The sequence below is a fragment of the Vibrio sp. 1F253 genome (assembly GCF_041439295.1).
In the GTDB taxonomy this organism is placed as follows: Bacteria; Pseudomonadota; Gammaproteobacteria; order Enterobacterales; family Vibrionaceae; genus Vibrio; species Vibrio tasmaniensis_A.
On record NZ_JBGONU010000041.1, the window covers coordinates 25,354 to 43,653 of the forward strand.

Consider the following 18,300-nt stretch of genomic DNA (forward strand, 5'->3'; position numbering starts at 1 on the left):
ATCGGAGATGAAGGTATCAATCCGATCTGTGCCTAATTGGACGGACTCTATCCAGATTGCCCTTCATATGTGTGTAAAAGTCATTGGGAGTGCGCGCCTAGTAATGGTGTTAATTTACCGGTCTTAGTGGCGTTTAAATCCTCTTAATTGGTTTGTATTCGAATTATTTGTACACGAACTATTTGTACACGAACTATTTGTGCATATTCTTGGTCTATTTAGCCTATTAATTGTTCTGATGTGAAATAAATATTCAATAATCTATCTGTAAGTAATACATAATGCCGCAGGTGTTGAGTGTGATTTAAATTTCTTTATTATCAATATTTTGCTTTGTATGGGCTTGATATTTGACCTTTGTTTGGGCTGGGGTTTTAACGGTTTTTCATCGACTTTACAGAACGATGCCCCTTGATTTGCATGGGTTAATTGCTTAGAGTGCTAATCGTTTTTTGGGTTTAAATAACCATTTTAAAGTTTAAACAACCGTTTTTAAGTTTAATTAATCGGTTTTGAGTTTAAATAACTATTAGTTTAAATAACTAAGAAAGGATTAGATTACATGGATCCCATACTGGAAGTTAAGGGACTGTACAAGGTGTTTGGTGAAGACACCGACCGTGCTTTTACAATGATTAATGAAGGCGCGAACAAAGATAAAGTTTTCGAAGAAACAGGGTTAACGATCGGCGTTAACGATGTTTCTCTTAGCATTCAAGAAGGCGAGATTTTCGTCATAATGGGCCTGTCAGGATCTGGCAAATCAACCCTAGTACGCCTTCTTAACCGCTTGATTGAACCTACCAAAGGTAATGTGCTTCTTCGAGGCAAAGACATTGCCCACACCTCAGAAGATGAGCTCCGCGAAGTCCGTCGCAACAACATCTCCATGGTTTTCCAAAACTTCGCATTGATGCCTCACATGACAGTGATTGAAAACGCCGCGTTTGGTCTTGAACTAGCGGGTGTTGAAGTCGATAAGAGAAAACAGTCCGCATTTGAAGCGTTGGAACGAGTCGGTCTCGGGCCGTATTCAGAATCTTACCCTGATGAATTGTCTGGCGGTATGAAGCAGCGTGTTGGTTTGGCTCGTGCTCTAGCATGTGACCCTGATATTCTGTTAATGGACGAAGCGTTTTCTGCACTCGATCCTTTGATTCGTACTGAAATGCAAGATGAACTGATTCGTCTTCAAAATGATGACAAACGAACCATTGTTTTCATCTCCCATGATTTGGATGAAGCGATGCGAATCGGTGACCGTATTGCCATTATGCAAAACGGTGAGGTGGTTCAAGTGGGTACCCCAGACGAAATTCTTAACAACCCAGCGAACGATTATGTCGAAGCCTTCTTCCGTGGTGTAAATGTAGCAAGTGTTCTTACGGTGAAAGACATTGCACGTAAGAAACCTGCAGCGGTATTTAAGAAATCTGAGCATGACGGCCCAGCGTCCGCTCTACAAATCTTGATGGATAACGACCGTGAATACGGCATTGTTGTTGAGAAAAGCAGTCGTTACTCCGGCATTGTCTCTATTGATTCCCTTCGTAAAGCACACAAAGAGAACAAATCACTCGTCAGCGCTCAGCTCGATGATGGTTTAACGCTGAACCCAGATTTACCAATCAATGATGTGCTTGGCCTTGTTGGCGGTGTGCCTTACTCCGTTCCTGTTGTGGATGAGCAAGGTAATTACTTTGGCGTGGTAACTAAGTCACGACTGTTACAAACATTGGATAAGGGGTAGATCATGTCGTCTGAACAAACAAATAATGACCCATGGTCTCAATCAGCTCCAGCAGCTCAACCTGCAAGTGATCCTTGGGGTCAAGCAGCGGATACCTCACCATCAGCAGATTGGTTAAGCAGCGAAACAGTCGAAACGACACCTTTTGACCCACTTAACCCTTTTGCAGAAGCAGTGTTGCCCGTCGACACTTGGGTAGAGTCTGGACTGAATTGGTTAGTTGAGCACGGACGTCCATTGTTTCAAGCAATCCGTGTGCCTATCGATTTCATTCTAAGTTCATTTGAAACGGCGTTGGTGTCGACACCTGCACCATTCATGTTGATCATCTTGTTTTTAGTTGCATGGCAGTTTTCGAACCTGAAGCTTGGTTTGGCTACAGCCGTTTCTTTGACTTTTATTGGCTTGATTGGCGCTTGGTCTGAAGCGATGACCACGCTTTCACTGGTCATGACATCGGTATTCTTCTGTCTGCTGATCGGCTTACCCATGGGGATATGGCTCGCCCGCAGCAATACCGCGGCTAAATTCGTACGCCCAATTCTCGACGCCATGCAAACGACGCCAGCCTTCGTTTATCTTGTACCCATCGTAATGTTGTTTGGTATCGGTAACGTTCCGGGTGTGGTGGTGACGATCATATTCGCACTTCCTCCTGTTGTACGTTTGACTATCTTGGGTATTCAGCAAGTACCGGAAGATCTGATCGAAGCGGGTCACTCATTTGGTGCCAGCAAAAAGCAGATGCTTTACCGAATTCAACTACCACTTGCACTGCCAACCATCATGGCGGGCGTGAACCAAACACTGATGTTGTCGCTATCGATGGTGGTTATCGCATCAATGATCGCGGTAGGTGGATTAGGTCAAATGGTACTGAGAGGTATTGGCCGACTGGATATGGGATTAGCCGCTGTTGGTGGCCTAGGCATTGTTATTCTTGCAATCCTACTTGACCGCATTACCCAAGTTCTCGGGGTAAATGCAGGTAATACAAAATTACGCTGGTATCACATGGGGCCTGTTTCCCTTGTGCTAAAAGCTTTAAATCGCGGTAAACAATCAGAACTACAACTAAGGAAAAACACCAATGAATAATTCATGGAAGAGTAAGCTAGCCGTTAGCATCGTTTCGACACTGGCTGTATCAACGAACGTGTGGGCTGCAAGCTTACCGGGTGAAGGTGTATCAGTTCAGCCCGTTCAATCTTCAGTTGCTGAAGAAACGTTCCAAACACTGATTGTTAACCGTGCTTTAGAAGAGCTTGGTTACGATGTGAAATCAACGCAAGAAGTGGACTACAACGTAGCTTACACTTCTATCGCAAAAGGTGACGCAACGTTCCTAACAGTAGGTTGGTTCCCACTACACGCTGACAAATACAAAATGGCGGGTGGCGATGACAAATTCTACCGTGAAGGCCAATATGTAAGTGGTGCCGCTCAAGGTTACCTTATTGATAAGAAAACCGCTGAAAAGTACAACATCACTAACATAGGTCAATTGACTGATCCAAAAATCGCTAAGCTGTTTGATGCTGATGGCGATGGCAAAGCAGACCTGACGGGCTGTAACCCTGGTTGGGGTTGTGAGATGGTCATCGAACACCAAATCTCTGCATTCAAATTGGACGATACCGTTACTCACAACCAAGGTAACTATGCAGCGATCATCGCAGATACGATTTCACGTTACCAAAAGGGCGAGTCAGTTCTTTACTACACGTGGACACCTTATTGGGTAAGTGGTGTATTGGTTCCTAACGAAGACGTAGTTTGGTTAGAAGTTCCATTCTCTTCACTTCCGGGTGATCGTGCGAATGTTGATACGACTTTGTCTAACGGTAAGAACTACGGCTTCGAAATGAACTCGATGCGTATTATTGCGAACAAAGAGTTTGCTAAGAACAACCCATCTGCGGCGAAGCTTTTTGAAATCATCAAACTTAACATCAATGATGTAAGTGCTCAGAACATGATGATGAGTAAAGGTAAGAACAGCTCGGCTGATATCGAAGCGCACGTAAACGGTTGGATCAAAGCGAACCGAAATACGTTTGATGCTTGGATTACAGAAGCGAAGAAAGCGGCACTATAACGGTTGTTTTTCGTAAGCAGTCGATAACAGGCTGGAATAAAAAGAGAAGGCCGGTAGTCTGATTCAGACTACCGGCCTTTGTTTTTCTAGCGACATAACTATTTTCTAGCGACATAACTATTTTCTAGCGACATAACTACTGTTATCGCATTATTTTTTAAAGCGGCTTGTTCTTTTAAAAGCGAGCAGGCTAGCGTTCGCCTTGAACCTCAAAATCATCGCTGACTAAACGAGCGCAACCATCTGCTTCTAGTGCCCAGTGCTCACGATGCACAACACCAAACGCTTTGTTCATTGTCCAACTAGCCGTCAAAATGTAGCCGCCTTCTGGGTGCTCTTCCCACGTAACGTCTGTGTAATCAACGTCTTTGAAGCCTTGGTCGATGATGTTTTGCCAAAATGCTTGAATCGCTTCTCGACCTTCAAAAGTACCAAATGGACGCGCTTCCATTACACAGCTTTCAGCATATTGATCTGCACAACCTTTCGCATCTTGGCTGTTGAATGCTTTCTGCCACGCGTTAATGCCTTGCTTACATGCTTCTAAAATTTGGTTGTCTAACATTGTCTTTCTCCATAACAGTCTTCTTTCAAACACTGTGTCTTTGATTTGGGTGTCTCGATAAGTTGGATTCAGTTTAGCCTTGGAAATTAAGTTGAAAAACAGAGATAATAGAAAATACTGTATGTAAAAAGAGAACAATAAGATGAGTAAGCTAAAGCAGATGTCGATTTTCGCTCACATCGTAGAGCAGGGCTCAGTATCAGCTGCGGCTGAAAAGCTTGAGTTGTCTAAGTCCGTCGTCAGTCAGCACCTCAAAATTCTGGAACAAGAACTAGGTGCTTCACTTCTCAAACGCACAACACGGAGGCAATCTCTGACCAGTATGGGTGAGCGTTTTTATTTGAGTTGCAAAGACATCAACGTGATTGCTGACTCGGCTTGGGATATGGCCAAAGCTGAGCTAGAGGAGCCACAAGGTCGGATTCGTATTACTGCACCGAATGCTCTTATGGACTTGCTCGTTGCCCCTGTTGTCGCAGATCTAATGAGGCAATATCCCAAGCTAAAACCCGAGCTGATAAGCGATGATCAGCACTTAGATTTCATGGAACACGATATTGATCTCGCAGTACGAGTAGGAACTTCTCGTGACAGTAACCTAAAGCAGAAACGCTTGGGCGAGTTTAAAGACGTGTTGTGTGGCGTTGAAAGCATGCGTTCTCGTGAGCTTGAATCTATTCCTTACATTGCTAACTCATGGCAAGGTAAGCAAGTCTCTCATCACTTTACTTCTCAAACAGATCAAAACTTTATTTACCAACAACAAGCAAGCTGCACTACGAACTCCTTTCATAGTTGTCTCGCGTTGATCAAATCTGGCGTTGGCATTGGTGTGATCCCAGACTTCTATCTTCATCAACTATCAAATGAAGTGGTCGATCTCTTACCAAGTTTTCAACTACCCACTAACACGGTTTATGCGTTGAACCCATTCGCCTCAAACACACCGATTGCCATCAAACTGTGCGTTCAAGCGTTAGAAGAGAAGCTCAAACAGAACTTTGTTTAAAACCAATTCGATAAGTCAGTGATTTAGTAAAGAGGCTTAAAACCAAACTTGCCTAATAGATTGCTCAAGAGTGAAGATACAAAAACATAAAGACACAAAAAAGCCCGAGTATAAACTCGGGCTTTGAATGGTTTTCTTTATAACTTATGAGGAGCTAGATTGCCTGACGAAGTTGGAAGTAACGTCCTGCTTCGTTTAACAGTTTCTCGTGAGAGCCGTGTTCTACAATCTCACCTTGTTCAATCAGAACGATAGAATCCATCGTTTCCAGACCAATCAAACGGTGCGTGATGAAGATAACCGTCTTACCTTCGAAGTGCTTCTCGAACAGCGTCATGATGCTTTGCTCTGTTTGCTTATCTAAGCCTTCTGTTGGCTCATCTAGAAGCAGGATAGGAGCATCATGAAGAATCGCACGTGCGATACCAATACGGCGCTTCTCACCACCAGACAGTTGACGACCACCATCACCTAACCAGCTATCAAGCGCGTTATTCTCAAGCAGCTTTTCTAGGCCAACGTCTTTTAAGATATTCGCTAAGTGATCATCGGTTGCTTCTGGTCTTGCAATCAACAAGTTGTCACGCAAAGTACCATTTAGAATGTCGACACGTTGGCTTACCACACTGATTGATTCACGAAGCTGTGATTCATTCCACTGAGTCAGTTCAATGCCCGCAATTGAGATGTAACCCTTCTTAGGATCCCAGTAGCGAGTCAGAAGCTGAATCAGTGTTGATTTACCAGAACCCGTTTGACCCACAATCGCAACCTTGTTCGTTGCAGGGATCGTTAGGTCGACAGCGTTCAGAACATTGCGCTCAGAGTCAGGGTAGTTGAACGTCACGTTTGAGAATGTAATATCAAGTGGCTTGTTGATGTCGAGCTTCTCTTCAGCAAACTGAACTTCAGGCTCAGACAGAATCACTTCATTCAAGCGACGAGCAGAAGACAGAGTTTGACCTAAATGCTGGAACGCACCTGCGATTGGCATCAGCAGTTCGAAGCTTGCCATAGTTGCGAATGCCATTAGCGCGATGAACGGGTCGGGTGCATTACCGCCCACGCCATCTGCCGCAAGCCAAAGCATAAGAACCAGCGTTAAACCGTTGAACAGCATTAGCGCTGCTGAAGCCATACCGGTTAGGTTAGCGTTCACAAACTGATTCGCCATCAGCTTGCGTTGCGTTTCTAGAATCGCATTACGGTAACGCTCTTCAGCACCGAACAGAGTCAGTTCGCTGTAGCCTTCAATCCAATCTAGCGTAGTCACACGAAGATCCGCTTTGTTCTGTGTCAGTTCACCACCGTTACGTTTACCCAATTTGTAGAACAAGATTGGCCAAACCAACAGCATAATAAGAAGGATAGAGCCTAAGATTAAACCTAGTGAGCTATCGAACCACATCAAGAACAGAGTCAGGAAGAAGATCCCGAACACGCCCACCGTCACTGGGCTTACTAAGCGCAAGTACACGTGGTCCATGGCGTCGACATCAGCAACCAAACGGTTGAGTAAGTCTGCGTCACGAAGGTTTGAGATACGACCTGGGATCAGCGGAGCCAGTTTCTTGAAGAAGAAGATACGCAGATCAGTTAACAGTTTGAATGTCGCATTGTGGCTAACAACACGTTCACCCCAACGACCCGCAGTACGGCTCATTGCCAAACCACGTACACCACCGCCCGGTAGCATGTAGTTGAAGGTTTCACGCGCAATCGTAAGGCCAGCAACCGCAGAAGCTGAAATAAACCAGCCTGATAGCGTTAACAAGCCGATAGAAGCCGACAGAGTAGCAAAAGCCAATAGCATGCCTAACGATAGGCCAAACCAATGCTTTTTATAGAGTTTCAGGTAAGGCAGTAAATCACGCATCTAAATTACCCTTATTATCTTGTTGAGCTAAGTTCGCGTTAAGCATCTCTTCGAATAAACCACCCGCAGTCGAAAGCTGAGAGTAATGACCTTGTTCAACCAGACCACCATCGCGCATAACCAGAATGTTATCGACCGATTGAAGCGGGGCAAGTTGGTGCGTCACAAGCAGGGCAGTGCGGCTTTCGATGTTGCTATTGATGCCTTTCATTACCAACTGTTCGCTACGAGTATCTAGGCTGGCTGTTGGTTCATCGAGCAACCAGAACTGACCGTCTTGAATCATTGCGCGAGCCAGAGCCAAACGCTGAGATTGACCAACAGACAGACCGCCAGAGCGATCAGAAATCATGTAATCCAAGCCATGCTCGTTTACGAATTCGTTAGCAAAAGACTGCTCAAGTGCATTCTCGACAACTTGGTCAGTGATATCGTGCTTACCTAGAGTGACGTTGTCACGAATTGTGCCGTGCAGTAGCAACGGGTTTTGACCAACCCAGCTAATGGTTTTACGCCAAGAGGCTAAGTCTAGGTCACGCAGTTCAATTCCATTGATTTTCAAGCTTCCTTCATAAGGCATGAAACCAAGAATAGCGTTGATCAAACTTGTTTTACCCGCACCACTTGGGCCAACTAACGCAGTCGATTGACGAGTGTTAAGCGCAAACGAGATAGGGCCAACCAATTGAACACCTTCAGGGCTTAATACTTTGAGATCTTGAGCTTCAATATTGATGCCTTGAGCTGTGTCGAGCTGAGTGTCGCCTGATTTAACCTTAGTGATGTCTGTTTCTAGGAATTCGACAATACTTTCCGCTGCGCCAACCGCTTGTTGCTTCGCGTGGTAGAAAGTACCTAAGTCACGCAGAGGTTGGTAAAACTCTGGCGCCAAGATAAGGATAAACAAACCTGCGAATAGCGTAATGCCTGCGCCGTAGTGGCCGAAGTTAAGCTCACCGATGTAGGTGAAACCAAAGTAAACCGCTGTCATTGCGATAGAGATCGACGTGAAGAACTCAAGGACAGCAGAAGACAAGAAAGCGATTTTCAACACATCCATGGTACGCGTTCTGAACACTTCAGATGCACCTTTAAGTACCTCTGTTTCAGCGTTAGTGCGATCAAATAGACGGATGGTTGTCATTGACTGCAAACGGTCGTAAAAGTGACCAGAAAGACGTTGCAGTGCTTTGAAGTTTTTACGGTTTGCATCGGCTGCTTTCATACCCACAAGTGCCATGAACATCGGTACCAGTGGAGCAGTAATCAAGAAGATCAGTCCTGCTGCCCAGTTTACTGGGAACACCACAACCAAAATAATGAATGGAATCATTACCGACAAAGACATCTGAGGTAAGTAACGAGAGAAGAAGTCTTGCATGTCTTCTACTTGTTCTAGCAACAGGGTTGCCCACGAACCCGCAGGTTTGCCTTTGATATAAGCAGGGCCCAACTCACGTAACTTATCAAGGATGAGTTGCCTGATGTAGACACGGATCTGTTCACCACAGCGATAACCTGCGATCTCACGTCCCCATGTACAGCCAGCACGGCCAACGACCGATAATGCCAAGCCTGCGAAATGACCAACCAGTTCAGATTTATCGACATTTTCGATGATCAGCTGGTGAAGAATAGAGGCGAGAAGAGCTGCTTGAGCAATTAAAAACACGCTTGAAAGTACGCCAAGGCTAATCGCAATCATAAGCCAGCGTTTCGCTAACTTACTCTGTTGCTTAAGCCACTTGTTCAAGCTGCGTTGTTTTTTCTTATCCATTATGAAGGCTTAATGATAATTATTATTTGTTGAGGGCGGGTAGTATACAAAAGAAAGCCCAGTGGATATACCGCTGGGCTCTAGGGATTTACAACAAATTGTGATGATGCCCTGCATCTACTGAGGCGAGAGCTCCGATAATCAAATCTGCAATCTCAGATTTACTTATCGTTAAGACCATCTAGGAAGCGTTCAGCATCCAATGCAGCCATACAACCCGTGCCTGCAGAAGTAATTGCTTGGCGGTAGTTGTGGTCCATTACATCACCTGCAGCGAACACGCCTGGGATGCTGGTTTGTGTCGCGTTACCTTCAAGACCTGACTGAACGATGATGTAGTCATCTTTCATATCCACTTGGCCCTTGAAGATTTCAGTGTTTGGTTGGTGACCGATAGCGATGAATGCGCCCATTACTTCGATGTCTTCTGTCTTATCAGACTGAGTATCTTTAATACGAACGCCAGTTACGCCCATGTCGTCGCCCAGAACTTCGTCTAGCGTGCGATCAGTGTGAAGAACAATGTTGCCGTTCTCTACTTTGTCCATTAAACGTTTCACTAGGATCTTTTCAGCGCGGAACGTGTCACGACGGTGAACTAGGTGAACTTCAGACGCGATGTTCGATAGGTAAAGTGCTTCTTCAACAGCCGTGTTACCACCACCTACAACCGCCACTTTCTGGTTGCGGTAGAAAAAACCATCACACGTTGCACAAGCAGAAACGCCACGGCCTTTGAATGCTTCTTCAGACTCTAAACCTAGGTACTTAGCCGATGCGCCCGTTGAGATGATCAATGCATCACACGTGTACTCGCCAGAATCGCCTTTAAGACGGAAAGGGCGGTTTGATAGATCGACTTCGTTAATGTGGTCGAACAGGATCTCTGTTTCAAAGCGCTCTGCGTGCTCTTTCATGCGATCCATTAGAGCTGGACCCGTTAAACCTTCAGGATCACCCGGCCAGTTTTCTACTTCTGTCGTGGTTGTAAGCTGACCACCTTGCTGCATACCGGTAACCAGTACAGGGTTTAGGTTTGCACGAGCAGCGTAAACTGCAGCTGTATAGCCAGCAGGGCCAGAACCAAGAATCAATAAATTACAGTGCTTTACGTCGCTCATGAGGACTCCGAAATTGAAATTGTTTTTATTTATAATCGCTTAGGATTGTATGGAAAATATGGAGGCAATAAAAGGTTAAACAAGGGCTGAAGTGTAATTAATCGTTATAGTTTAGAACTTAATCGATCAAATCGACTGTCTTGTATTTCAAGGTGTTAGAATAAATATCAATAGGTTATGGAAAGTTTAACTGCGTATAAAAACATATAACTTTGTATTTCGGGAGATTCTGTCGCCAATTTGTCGCCATAAAATCTTCTCTTTAAGAAGGATAAATTGTTGGAGAGATAAAGATTAAAGTTAATTCGAAGTAGATTCACAGGAAGTTAAACCATCGGCAAGTTCTGGCTAGAAGCAATTTAAGGCGTTTGAGTTAATTTTTACGTTTTAGGTTACGCAAAGCAACTTGAAACTAGAAGTGTTGGGGGATTTATGGTTGTCTTATCTTCTTGTTGCATAACCAAGTATCAATGCTTTACTACCAATGACTGTATTATATTGATAAAATACCGCGAAACGCCAGAAAGTTGGTAATTATGATAGACAATAACGTATCCAAACTATGAAAGTGATTATTTTATCAGGTGCTGGGCTTTCTGTTCCTTCAGAACTGCCTGCATATGAAGATATTAAAAATACACCTGAATACCAAGCATTCCAAGGAGCTTCACCTTGTGAAGTATTGGCTCTTGTAAAGAAAATTCGGCATAAATATGAGCAATTTTTACCGAATCGAGCACATTACGAATGTATGTATCTCGAAACATATTGTCAATCACTAGGAGTTGAGTTTCTACATTACACTTTAAATATTGATGACTTAATTGAGAAAGCTGGAGGGAGTGCGGTACATCTTCATGGTTGTATAAATGAACCAGACAGTATCGTTCAATGCAAAGATGTCCCTTGTGTAGACCTTTTCAATATTGAGTGGGAAGTAAACGATCTCCTAATAGTACTTGGTGTTAGTAACAATGGTTTTCCTTTAGCTGCATTAGAGGCAAATGCTTTGGCGTCTGGAGCTAAATTTGTAAACTACAACATTGTTTCTAATAGTGAAACTAGTAATCCTACGGTAATCGGTGATGTTTCAGAAGTATTCAAGTTTTTAGATCATCGAAACTTACCACCTATAGAGTTAACAGAAGTTGATTTAGGTTTTATTGTTTATCAAATAGAATGCAACATCATGGAGAGCGAGTACACTGTTTACCTAACTCCGTCGACAGAAGGTGACTTTAGTGATGGTAGGCTGGAGGATACCGAAGAGCGAATAGGAATGAAACTCAACGAAAATTGTTTTGAGATTAAGTTTGACTTAAAGTCAAACATCGAAAATCAAACACTCTTTGAGCAACCAGAAAGAGCGATTACTAGACAGCAGTTAAACCTTTTAGGTAGAGTCATAGCAGCTTTGATCCTGTCACATTCGAGAAGTAAAAATGTGATTGTTTATACGGCTTCTGCTGTAGATGAAAGGTTAGTATTGTTCTATAATTTGCTTGCAAGGAAGTACGCAGATCAACTAGAATATGATTCATGGTGTAGTTTTGGCACTGAAGGAATAAATTATGCGTTTAAAAAAAAATGAAGTAACTAACAAACGTAAGCTTGAAGCTATGCGTAAGTTGTCGCAAGCTTGTAATGCTGCAATTAAAGCTGGTAAAGCAAAGAAAATTACTCTTTCTCCGCAATGAGCTATTACTTGTACCTAATTCATAAGACCGGCCATGAGCTGGTTTTTTTGTATTTAAAAACGCCATAACTCTTAGTCAGATTTAACTAGCAAGCAAAATATGTCTAGAAATGGATAGTTAGAGCTTCGTTGTTTGTTGAAGAGGTTATGATAGAAAACTCGTTTAATGGCTAATGAATAGCACTGTTTAGAGCTAAAATGGAGTGTCGTAGTGAAAGCCGCTTCAATTGAAATGAGCTTTGAAAGTATGATTTATAGATTAACATCAAAAAAAGAAAGTAATCAGTTTAGCTAGTAAGCAAAGCTACCGTTACCTTGTCGAAGTTTTCGGAAGCTTTGACTTATAGAACTGATAAATAATCCCTCTTCATTTGAATCTGAGTTTATGCGTGTTGGTAGTGCCTAGTTTGGAATTCAAGCAAAGAACTAACTTCGCGTTTAAGATCGCTGGTTAAACCCCATTGTTTGGCTAGTTTTTCACATTTTGATGTTACTGCTTCAGCGAATTGTAATAATTGGTCACGTAGATTACACAGCTGCTGCTTTACAGCAGTAGGAACACAATTAAACCGCATTAGCTTATCAACCAAGTAACCAGCACGTTTCAAAGCTTCTTTCCTCAAGTGTTCTACAGTCGGTACGAAAGACTCATGCCAAACAGCCAACGCAACTGTTTTAACATCTTCAGGCGATGCATTAGCGAAGTCATTTGATACTAGTCTATTGAATACTCTCTGTGTCTTCATTAGCTTCTAACTCTTTCATGATGGCAATTGCGTGATCTACGTTTAATCGTAGGCTAGCTTCTGTTGCCGAGTATAAAATTGCTTCTTCAGCTTCTTCAGCTTGTTCACTGAATTCTTCGAGCGTGAACAACCATTCCTTATTCAACTATAAGCCTGTTAAATGACAACTAGGTGAAAATAAACAAAAAACGTTTAGTTATTAATGCTCTAACTCCGAATTAAACTGACCTAAAGGCTGGCTTTAAAAAGAATTAAAACTTTACTTACGTGTATATGGCTTGTTCAAAGAACTCTCTATCAAACTCATCCATATCTTCAATGGATATGTGCTCTTTAAGTTTTGAGTTGCACACTTCTCTAGGATCACAGTTTTTTTGTTGTAAGTTGTGAGCGGTTCCCCACCAAGTCGATTTTCGACCGACCTTTCTTTCCATAATGTCATGTTTGTTTGCAACTTGATTCGCCAAGACACCGCAATCTAAATCATATTGCTCTGCTATCTGTATGACAGCATTTTTGAGCCATGCAAGGTTACCATTCGCGCTTGCAAAACACATATTGACGTAATTTTCCGCTTCCATCCCTAATAATACTTTAGAAGCGAACTTGTTAGCTTCGATCTCCTCCTGATCTAGCCTTCTTTCATCACTGGTTTCACTTAACTCAATTAATGAAAATTCACTTAATTCTGGTCGTTGGCTAGCGTGATATAGCTCATGCAGTAAATCAAATGACCAGCGGGAAGTATGGAGTGTCTTTTGTTTGAGTACGACAATATTTCGGTGTGATATTCTCCAGGTTGCGCCATGAAATGCACCTGAATCATTTAAGCCGAGAACGATAACACCTTTATCATAGGCATGAGAAAGTAAAGACTCAAAACTAACATCACCGTACTTGCCGATTATTTCATTTCTGATGATTTCAGCATCTTCATTTAATACTTCTTTAGGCTTGTTGAAGTATCTAATAGCTAATTTAGCAACAGTATAAGCATATTGTGTATATGCGCTTGCGTATTGCTCATTAGCCCCTGCGGGCATCTTAAATCTAGCAACTAATGCTCCATCTCGTCCTATAGATAGAGGTTCATCACCAAGAAGTTGTTCTTTGGTCCACCCAAAAATGGTACTGACTTTCTCACAAACTCTTTCAACCCAAGAATCGCGATCAAAGTTATGTATTTCACGCGGAGCTATCCTCTTTTCAATGAAAGATTCCTCTAACCCGGCATCGGATAACTTAGCTAATAAAAGATTTTTAGTTCGGGATGCTTTCGGTAAAAAGACATCTTCAGTTATCTTTAAGTCTAGAGCTCTAATTATAGAAACGATGGTAGAGAAGCTTGCTGATGAATACTCAGTATTTTCGTATCGTTGTATTTGTTGTTCTTTCATACCTAGCTTTTCAGCAAGATCTTTCTGAGTTAAGCCCAAATATATTCTTGAGCGAATAAGAGCCTTTGGTAAATCAGCAATATTATCGACATCGAAAACAGCAAACTCCCCTGATAGGAGTTGTTCGTACTCTTCTATTTCCTTCAAGAGGTCGTCTCGTTGAAAAATAAGAGCATTTTTTTGTGCTTGCATAAGAAGGGGATGAGTGTCGCTTGTACCCTCTTCAAGAGCATGGATAGTAGTATTGAATTCTTGTACTTGATTTTTCGTTAGTGCGAGTTGTCTTGAGTTTTTAATCATTGCTCACCCCCAATATTAATCGCCACAATTCCCTTTTTTTGACCTGTATTTTTATCTTGTTGGAAAAAGTTAAGGAAGGTCTTACCGCTAGCACCTTCTGGTATTTCTGCTGGGAAAACATCACCTCTATACTTAAGTTCAATCTCATTCCTATGTGCGGGAAGCGCTAGTAGTAAACAAGCGTCTAATTTGTTTGGGTCGACGCCTTGAATGCTCCAAGCCATATCATAATCGCCAGGTATTTCCTTTTCGGTAACAAAGCTGCCATCAACATAAATTAAATTGCACCCTGCTGAGCCCAAGTTCTTGATTAACAAACTTAGCCCATCGAGTAACCATGCTCTTTTGGCGTTGTAACCAAAACGGTCAATCAATTCTTGCATTGAGGCGTAGTGAATACCCTCAGGAAGATTTCCTTGCTCGTTAAACTCAGGAATCATAACCCAACTTTATTGTTGTGTAATCATTGTAGTCTATTTACCTTGAAAGATGAATAAAGTCAATTGGTTTTTTGAGTGGGAGGTGAGTAGGAAATCTAAATTAGGGTAGGAACTAGATCACAGCGTAGGGGCGACAGAATCGCTTGGTGATCACAGATTTGCTGAGGGGCATCAAACACGAAAATGCCCCATTCCGCGTTAGAGTGATTATTCGTTGGTGAATCGTGCCACTGAAATCAGATTACATTTTCTCATGATTGGCGCCCTGTATCACTCATATAGATTAAAGGCTTTTCATTGCGGTTGATAGCTCAGTTATGGCTTTAACCATTTCAGCTACTTTTTCTTCCCCAACCGTTTCAATTAGTTGCTCAGCATATGCTTTATGAAATGGTCTTATTTTTGACAGAGCATTATGACCTTTTGGCGTTAACTGAAGTAGCATAGCCTTTTGATGAGATGGATTTGCTAATGTTTCTAACATACCTTCATCGGTAAGCTGTTTGCTGGTTCTTTGAACGCTTTGACGTGTGATCCCCATTTGACGTGCGACTTCAGCTTGTGTAAGAGGATCATTAACAAGAGCCCCCAACACTTGCCAGCGAGTTGCGGTGAGATCTGCCCGAGAAGCAATATTCTCGGCTATTGATAAAAACTGACCATTTAAAGAAAAAATAGTTAGGGCCAAAGTACTGAGGTCATGTCTTGGGTCACTCATTGAAGGGAATTCTCCATTAACTCGTAAAAACCAGTTATGTCCCGCTGTTCGAATAATTTCAACCAAGAATCTAGCGTAGTTTCAGAATAGATCTCCAACTTCCTGAATATCTCTGCCGCAAAAGCAATAGGTTCAATACCCCCTGCGGTGATCAAATAGTCTGTCGATACAACGGGTTCTTGGATATAGTTCTGGCTACCTGCATATCCTGTCATTTCCAGAAATTCTTTTGCATTACTAGTATGCGGAACATTATCTAATATACCTTTTCTCGCTAAAGCAGCGGTTGCACCACAGATAGCTGCAACACAAATACCATTGTCGATAAAACGCTTGGCTACATCGATAAAATCATCGATGCCGCCTGTAGCAGCATTATCTGAACCACAAAGAATAAGCATTTTACCATCAGAGGGATTTAGCTTATCGAGAGATAAATCTGGCACGACAGTTAATCCACCTTTAGTTCTAATCGATTCTTTATTTCGCCCAACCGTCTTTATTTCAAACCTGTCAGGGAAAGCTTGAAACTCTTGAGAGTTGATATGAGCCAAGACATACCCATACTCCCAATCAGAGATTCCGTCATATACAGCTAGATAAATAGATTCCTTCATAAATTACACCTCAAAAATGACAACAGGCTTACATGGTGTCAGCTCGCTGTCACAATTGCAAGGGAAGAAATTCAATGGGAGTTGCATACAATCTCACAAACTTTACATTAATTAAGTTGATATCTCAGAGTTCAGCCTTTCAGTTTCTGTCCACCGACATTTAAGAGCTTCCTAAACCCTACTAAATTTGACGGCCAAACTTCATGTTGACCAAAACACTGAGAGGAGGTCATCATGAGAAAGTTATCTTCTGGAAAATGCAGTGGCATCAAAAGGCCATTTAAGCTTGAAGAGATCTGGCGGATCAGAACTAGGCTGGAGATTGAAAATGATCTGATGCAGCTCGCATTACTGAACCTAGCTATAGATAGCAAATTAAGAGCGAGTGACTTACTAAAGCTACACGTTTACGATGTTTCTTCGCAAGGGGTTATCTATGAAAGGGTTCAGTGCATCCAGCAAAAAACTGGAACCGATGTCCACTATGAGATTACTCCGAGAACACAGCAAAGTATTAGCCGATGGATTTTTGCAGCATCCCTAGAGGCAAGCAGCTTTCTATTCCCGAGTAGCCGACGCTTTGGGCAACCTATCAGCTACTCATTCTATCGTTCAATTATCAGGAACTGGGCTGTAAAACTGGGACTGAATGCTGACTATTACGGCACTCATTCCATGCGCCGCACCAAAGCCACGTTAATATATGCCAGAACGAAAAACATCAGGGCCGTACAGATTTTACTTGGACATTCGAAGCTAGATAACACAATTCGATACCTTGGCGTTGAACTAGAAGACGCTCTGAGGTTGTCTGAGAAAACAGACTGCTGACAGGTGCTGAAACAGGCTTTTCTTCTGAAAAGCCTGTGCCCCAATATGTGTTTAGAACGTATGAATTTAGCATGAGAACTATTGTGGCAACTGCTTGCTGGCAAATCGTCTAACACTTATTCGTGCATCAGGCTTGAACATATTTTGCCGATCAATTCATGCTATACAGAAAAATCTGTATTTAGTGATGTAGGTACGGAACTGTAGAAGTTAAACTATTGTTATTCATAGTAAAACAGATGTATGTTTTACGTTATTAAGATACTAGACAGAATAATTCTATATTTAAGTACAGAATTATTCTGTCTAATATAGCTGTTATGCTGCTAGGAGTAAAAATGTTGAGATTTGACCAAGGCAACGCTCGATTTAATTGTCGTAGTGCTGCCGTGATAATTGATGAAGATCATGTGTTGTTGCATAGACTTGTAGGCGATCCTTTTTGGGCATTACCGGGCGGTAAAGTAGAGTTTTTTGAAAACTCAGACGATACATTGAAAAGAGAACTGCTTGAAGAGTTATCTATCGACTCAGTTGTTGAAAGACACCTTTGGTATGTTGAAAGCTTTTTTGAATTTTCTGGTAAAAAGTATCACGAATTAGCCAATTACTTTTTGGTGCGTTTGAGTTCTCCACAGAAGTTGCCAAAAACCGAGGCTTTTCGTGGTATAGAGTCTGACGTAGATTTAGAGTTTCGCTGGTTCCCATTAACTGATTTAGCAAACATCGATATTAGACCTAGGTTTTTATGCTCAGGCTTATTAGATTTACCGCCTGAAACAAGGTACATCAAGCTAAATGAGAGCGCAGCATACAAGCAATTTAAGCAGACTGTCAACGCTTGGCATTTTTAGTTCGGTTCAGCTTAAGTGATTTCGGTGTTCAATTTGAGTGTATTGGTAGCGTTGTCAGCTACTTAATTGGGCGTTATGTGCAAATAATCTCAAACAGGCAGGTGTAATGAATAATTTGTTCACGTATATATCGGCGATGAAAGAAGAGCCTGAAGGTCTGTCGGTAGTAGAGAAAGTCTTAAACAAACGGACTTTCGACGAAGATGGTATTCTCATGGAAAACAGTGAGTTGTTCGTAAAGTTTAACAATGGTGTCGCTGTAAGAAAGCTAACTGAGCGTGAATTATCAGGACGTACAACGGACGCAGTTTGTGAGGAGTGCTGGATTTCATATGAAGTAACCGAACAGCCGCACGCTTTAAATATAGCGCCCAAGAAAAAGAACTTTACGAATCAATGCCAAGAGTCATTTTGGCTAAAAATTAGTAAGGCTCAGTCAAGCACATAACTAATAAGGATTAAGGTGTTGCGTAGCCAACACTAAATCCCAAGTGTTGAACAAGCC

19 protein-coding genes are annotated in these 18,300 nt (G+C 42.3%); 9 read left to right on the forward strand and 10 right to left on the reverse strand.

Going from position 1 to position 18,300, the window contains the following annotated elements; translation table 11 throughout:
* Positions 1-562: 562 nt before the first annotated feature.
* The 3 genes from proV to proX are packed head-to-tail and all read left to right on the forward strand — an operon-like array spanning position 563 to position 3,848.
* Entirely contained in the window at positions 563-1,750 is a 1,188-nt protein-coding gene (gene proV / locus ACED28_RS17650; protein WP_371710364.1) for a glycine betaine/L-proline ABC transporter ATP-binding protein ProV, read from the forward strand.
* Between the two features lie 3 nt (positions 1,751-1,753).
* On the forward strand, positions 1,754-2,848 hold the full coding sequence (gene proW / locus ACED28_RS17655) for a glycine betaine/L-proline ABC transporter permease ProW (RefSeq protein WP_371710365.1): 1,095 nt from the start codon (positions 1,754-1,756) through the stop codon (positions 2,846-2,848).
* Positions 2,841-3,848: a glycine betaine/L-proline ABC transporter substrate-binding protein ProX gene (proX, locus tag ACED28_RS17660; RefSeq protein ID WP_009846457.1), complete on the forward strand. Its 1,008-nt coding sequence runs from the start codon at positions 2,841-2,843 to the stop codon at positions 3,846-3,848. Before proW ends, proX begins: the two co-directional genes overlap by 8 nt.
* Before the next feature lie 190 nt (positions 3,849-4,038).
* On the opposite strand, the gene ACED28_RS17665 is transcribed toward proX, so the two are convergent.
* Positions 4,039-4,413: a nuclear transport factor 2 family protein gene (locus ACED28_RS17665; protein ID WP_371710366.1), complete on the reverse strand. Its 375-nt coding sequence runs from the start codon at positions 4,411-4,413 to the stop codon at positions 4,039-4,041.
* 142 nt (positions 4,414-4,555) lie between these two features.
* Between ACED28_RS17665 and ACED28_RS17670 the strand changes: the two genes are divergently transcribed.
* Complete coding sequence (locus ACED28_RS17670; RefSeq protein ID WP_371710367.1) at positions 4,556-5,422, forward strand: LysR family transcriptional regulator; 867 nt, start codon at positions 4,556-4,558, stop codon at positions 5,420-5,422.
* 154 nt (positions 5,423-5,576) lie between these two features.
* Here ACED28_RS17670 and cydC read toward each other — a convergent pair whose 3' ends face one another.
* From cydC to trxB, 3 genes are all read right to left on the reverse strand, one after another.
* Positions 5,577-7,298, reverse strand: a complete 1,722-nt coding sequence (gene cydC, locus ACED28_RS17675) for a cysteine/glutathione ABC transporter ATP-binding protein/permease CydC (RefSeq protein WP_371710368.1) — start codon at positions 7,296-7,298, stop codon at positions 5,577-5,579.
* Positions 7,291-9,075 carry a cysteine/glutathione ABC transporter permease/ATP-binding protein CydD gene (gene cydD / locus ACED28_RS17680; RefSeq protein ID WP_371710369.1) on the reverse strand — a complete coding sequence of 595 codons (1,785 nt, stop codon included), beginning with the start codon at positions 9,073-9,075 and terminating at the stop codon, positions 7,291-7,293. Before cydD ends, cydC begins: the two co-directional genes overlap by 8 nt.
* A gap of 161 nt (positions 9,076-9,236) precedes the next feature.
* On the reverse strand, positions 9,237-10,196 hold the full coding sequence (trxB, locus tag ACED28_RS17685) for a thioredoxin-disulfide reductase (protein WP_061021606.1): 960 nt from the start codon (positions 10,194-10,196) through the stop codon (positions 9,237-9,239).
* A gap of 562 nt (positions 10,197-10,758) precedes the next feature.
* Between trxB and ACED28_RS17690 the strand changes: the two genes are divergently transcribed.
* Positions 10,759-11,787 carry a hypothetical protein gene (locus tag ACED28_RS17690; RefSeq protein WP_371710370.1) on the forward strand — a complete coding sequence of 343 codons (1,029 nt, stop codon included), beginning with the start codon at positions 10,759-10,761 and terminating at the stop codon, positions 11,785-11,787.
* Positions 11,768-11,893 carry a hypothetical protein gene (locus ACED28_RS17695; protein WP_017083874.1) on the forward strand — a complete coding sequence of 42 codons (126 nt, stop codon included), beginning with the start codon at positions 11,768-11,770 and terminating at the stop codon, positions 11,891-11,893. Before ACED28_RS17690 ends, ACED28_RS17695 begins: the two co-directional genes overlap by 20 nt.
* A gap of 382 nt (positions 11,894-12,275) precedes the next feature.
* On the opposite strand, the gene ACED28_RS17700 is transcribed toward ACED28_RS17695, so the two are convergent.
* The 6 genes from ACED28_RS17700 to ACED28_RS17725 form a co-directional block, all read right to left on the reverse strand.
* The gene (locus tag ACED28_RS17700) at positions 12,276-12,638 is read right to left on the reverse strand and encodes a hypothetical protein (RefSeq protein WP_017083873.1); all 363 of its coding nucleotides are present in this window, start codon (positions 12,636-12,638) and stop codon (positions 12,276-12,278) included.
* Positions 12,613-12,783, reverse strand: a complete 171-nt coding sequence (locus ACED28_RS17705; RefSeq protein ID WP_157939774.1) for a hypothetical protein — start codon at positions 12,781-12,783, stop codon at positions 12,613-12,615. The genes ACED28_RS17700 and ACED28_RS17705 overlap by 26 nt, the downstream gene beginning before the upstream one ends.
* A 118-nt stretch (positions 12,784-12,901) precedes the next feature.
* Complete coding sequence (locus tag ACED28_RS17710; protein WP_017083871.1) at positions 12,902-14,335, reverse strand: XRE family transcriptional regulator; 1,434 nt, start codon at positions 14,333-14,335, stop codon at positions 12,902-12,904.
* On the reverse strand, positions 14,332-14,775 hold the full coding sequence (locus ACED28_RS17715) for a hypothetical protein (RefSeq protein WP_102556165.1): 444 nt from the start codon (positions 14,773-14,775) through the stop codon (positions 14,332-14,334). Before ACED28_RS17715 ends, ACED28_RS17710 begins: the two co-directional genes overlap by 4 nt.
* Positions 14,776-15,058: 283 nt before the next feature.
* The gene (locus tag ACED28_RS17720) at positions 15,059-15,493 is read right to left on the reverse strand and encodes a MarR family winged helix-turn-helix transcriptional regulator (protein ID WP_305368095.1); all 435 of its coding nucleotides are present in this window, start codon (positions 15,491-15,493) and stop codon (positions 15,059-15,061) included.
* Positions 15,490-16,110: a DJ-1/PfpI family protein gene (locus ACED28_RS17725; protein ID WP_305368094.1), complete on the reverse strand. Its 621-nt coding sequence runs from the start codon at positions 16,108-16,110 to the stop codon at positions 15,490-15,492. The genes ACED28_RS17720 and ACED28_RS17725 overlap by 4 nt, the downstream gene beginning before the upstream one ends.
* Before the next feature lie 234 nt (positions 16,111-16,344).
* Between ACED28_RS17725 and ACED28_RS17730 the strand changes: the two genes are divergently transcribed.
* The 3 genes from ACED28_RS17730 (at position 16,345) to ACED28_RS17740 (ending at position 18,243) form a co-directional block, all read left to right on the forward strand.
* Entirely contained in the window at positions 16,345-16,941 is a 597-nt protein-coding gene (locus ACED28_RS17730) for a tyrosine-type recombinase/integrase (protein WP_070967984.1), read from the forward strand.
* Between the two features lie 338 nt (positions 16,942-17,279).
* Entirely contained in the window at positions 17,280-17,795 is a 516-nt protein-coding gene (locus ACED28_RS17735; protein WP_305368093.1) for an NUDIX hydrolase, read from the forward strand.
* Between the two features lie 106 nt (positions 17,796-17,901).
* Entirely contained in the window at positions 17,902-18,243 is a 342-nt protein-coding gene (locus ACED28_RS17740; protein WP_122046328.1) for a hypothetical protein, read from the forward strand.
* Positions 18,244-18,300: the final 57 nt, after the last annotated feature.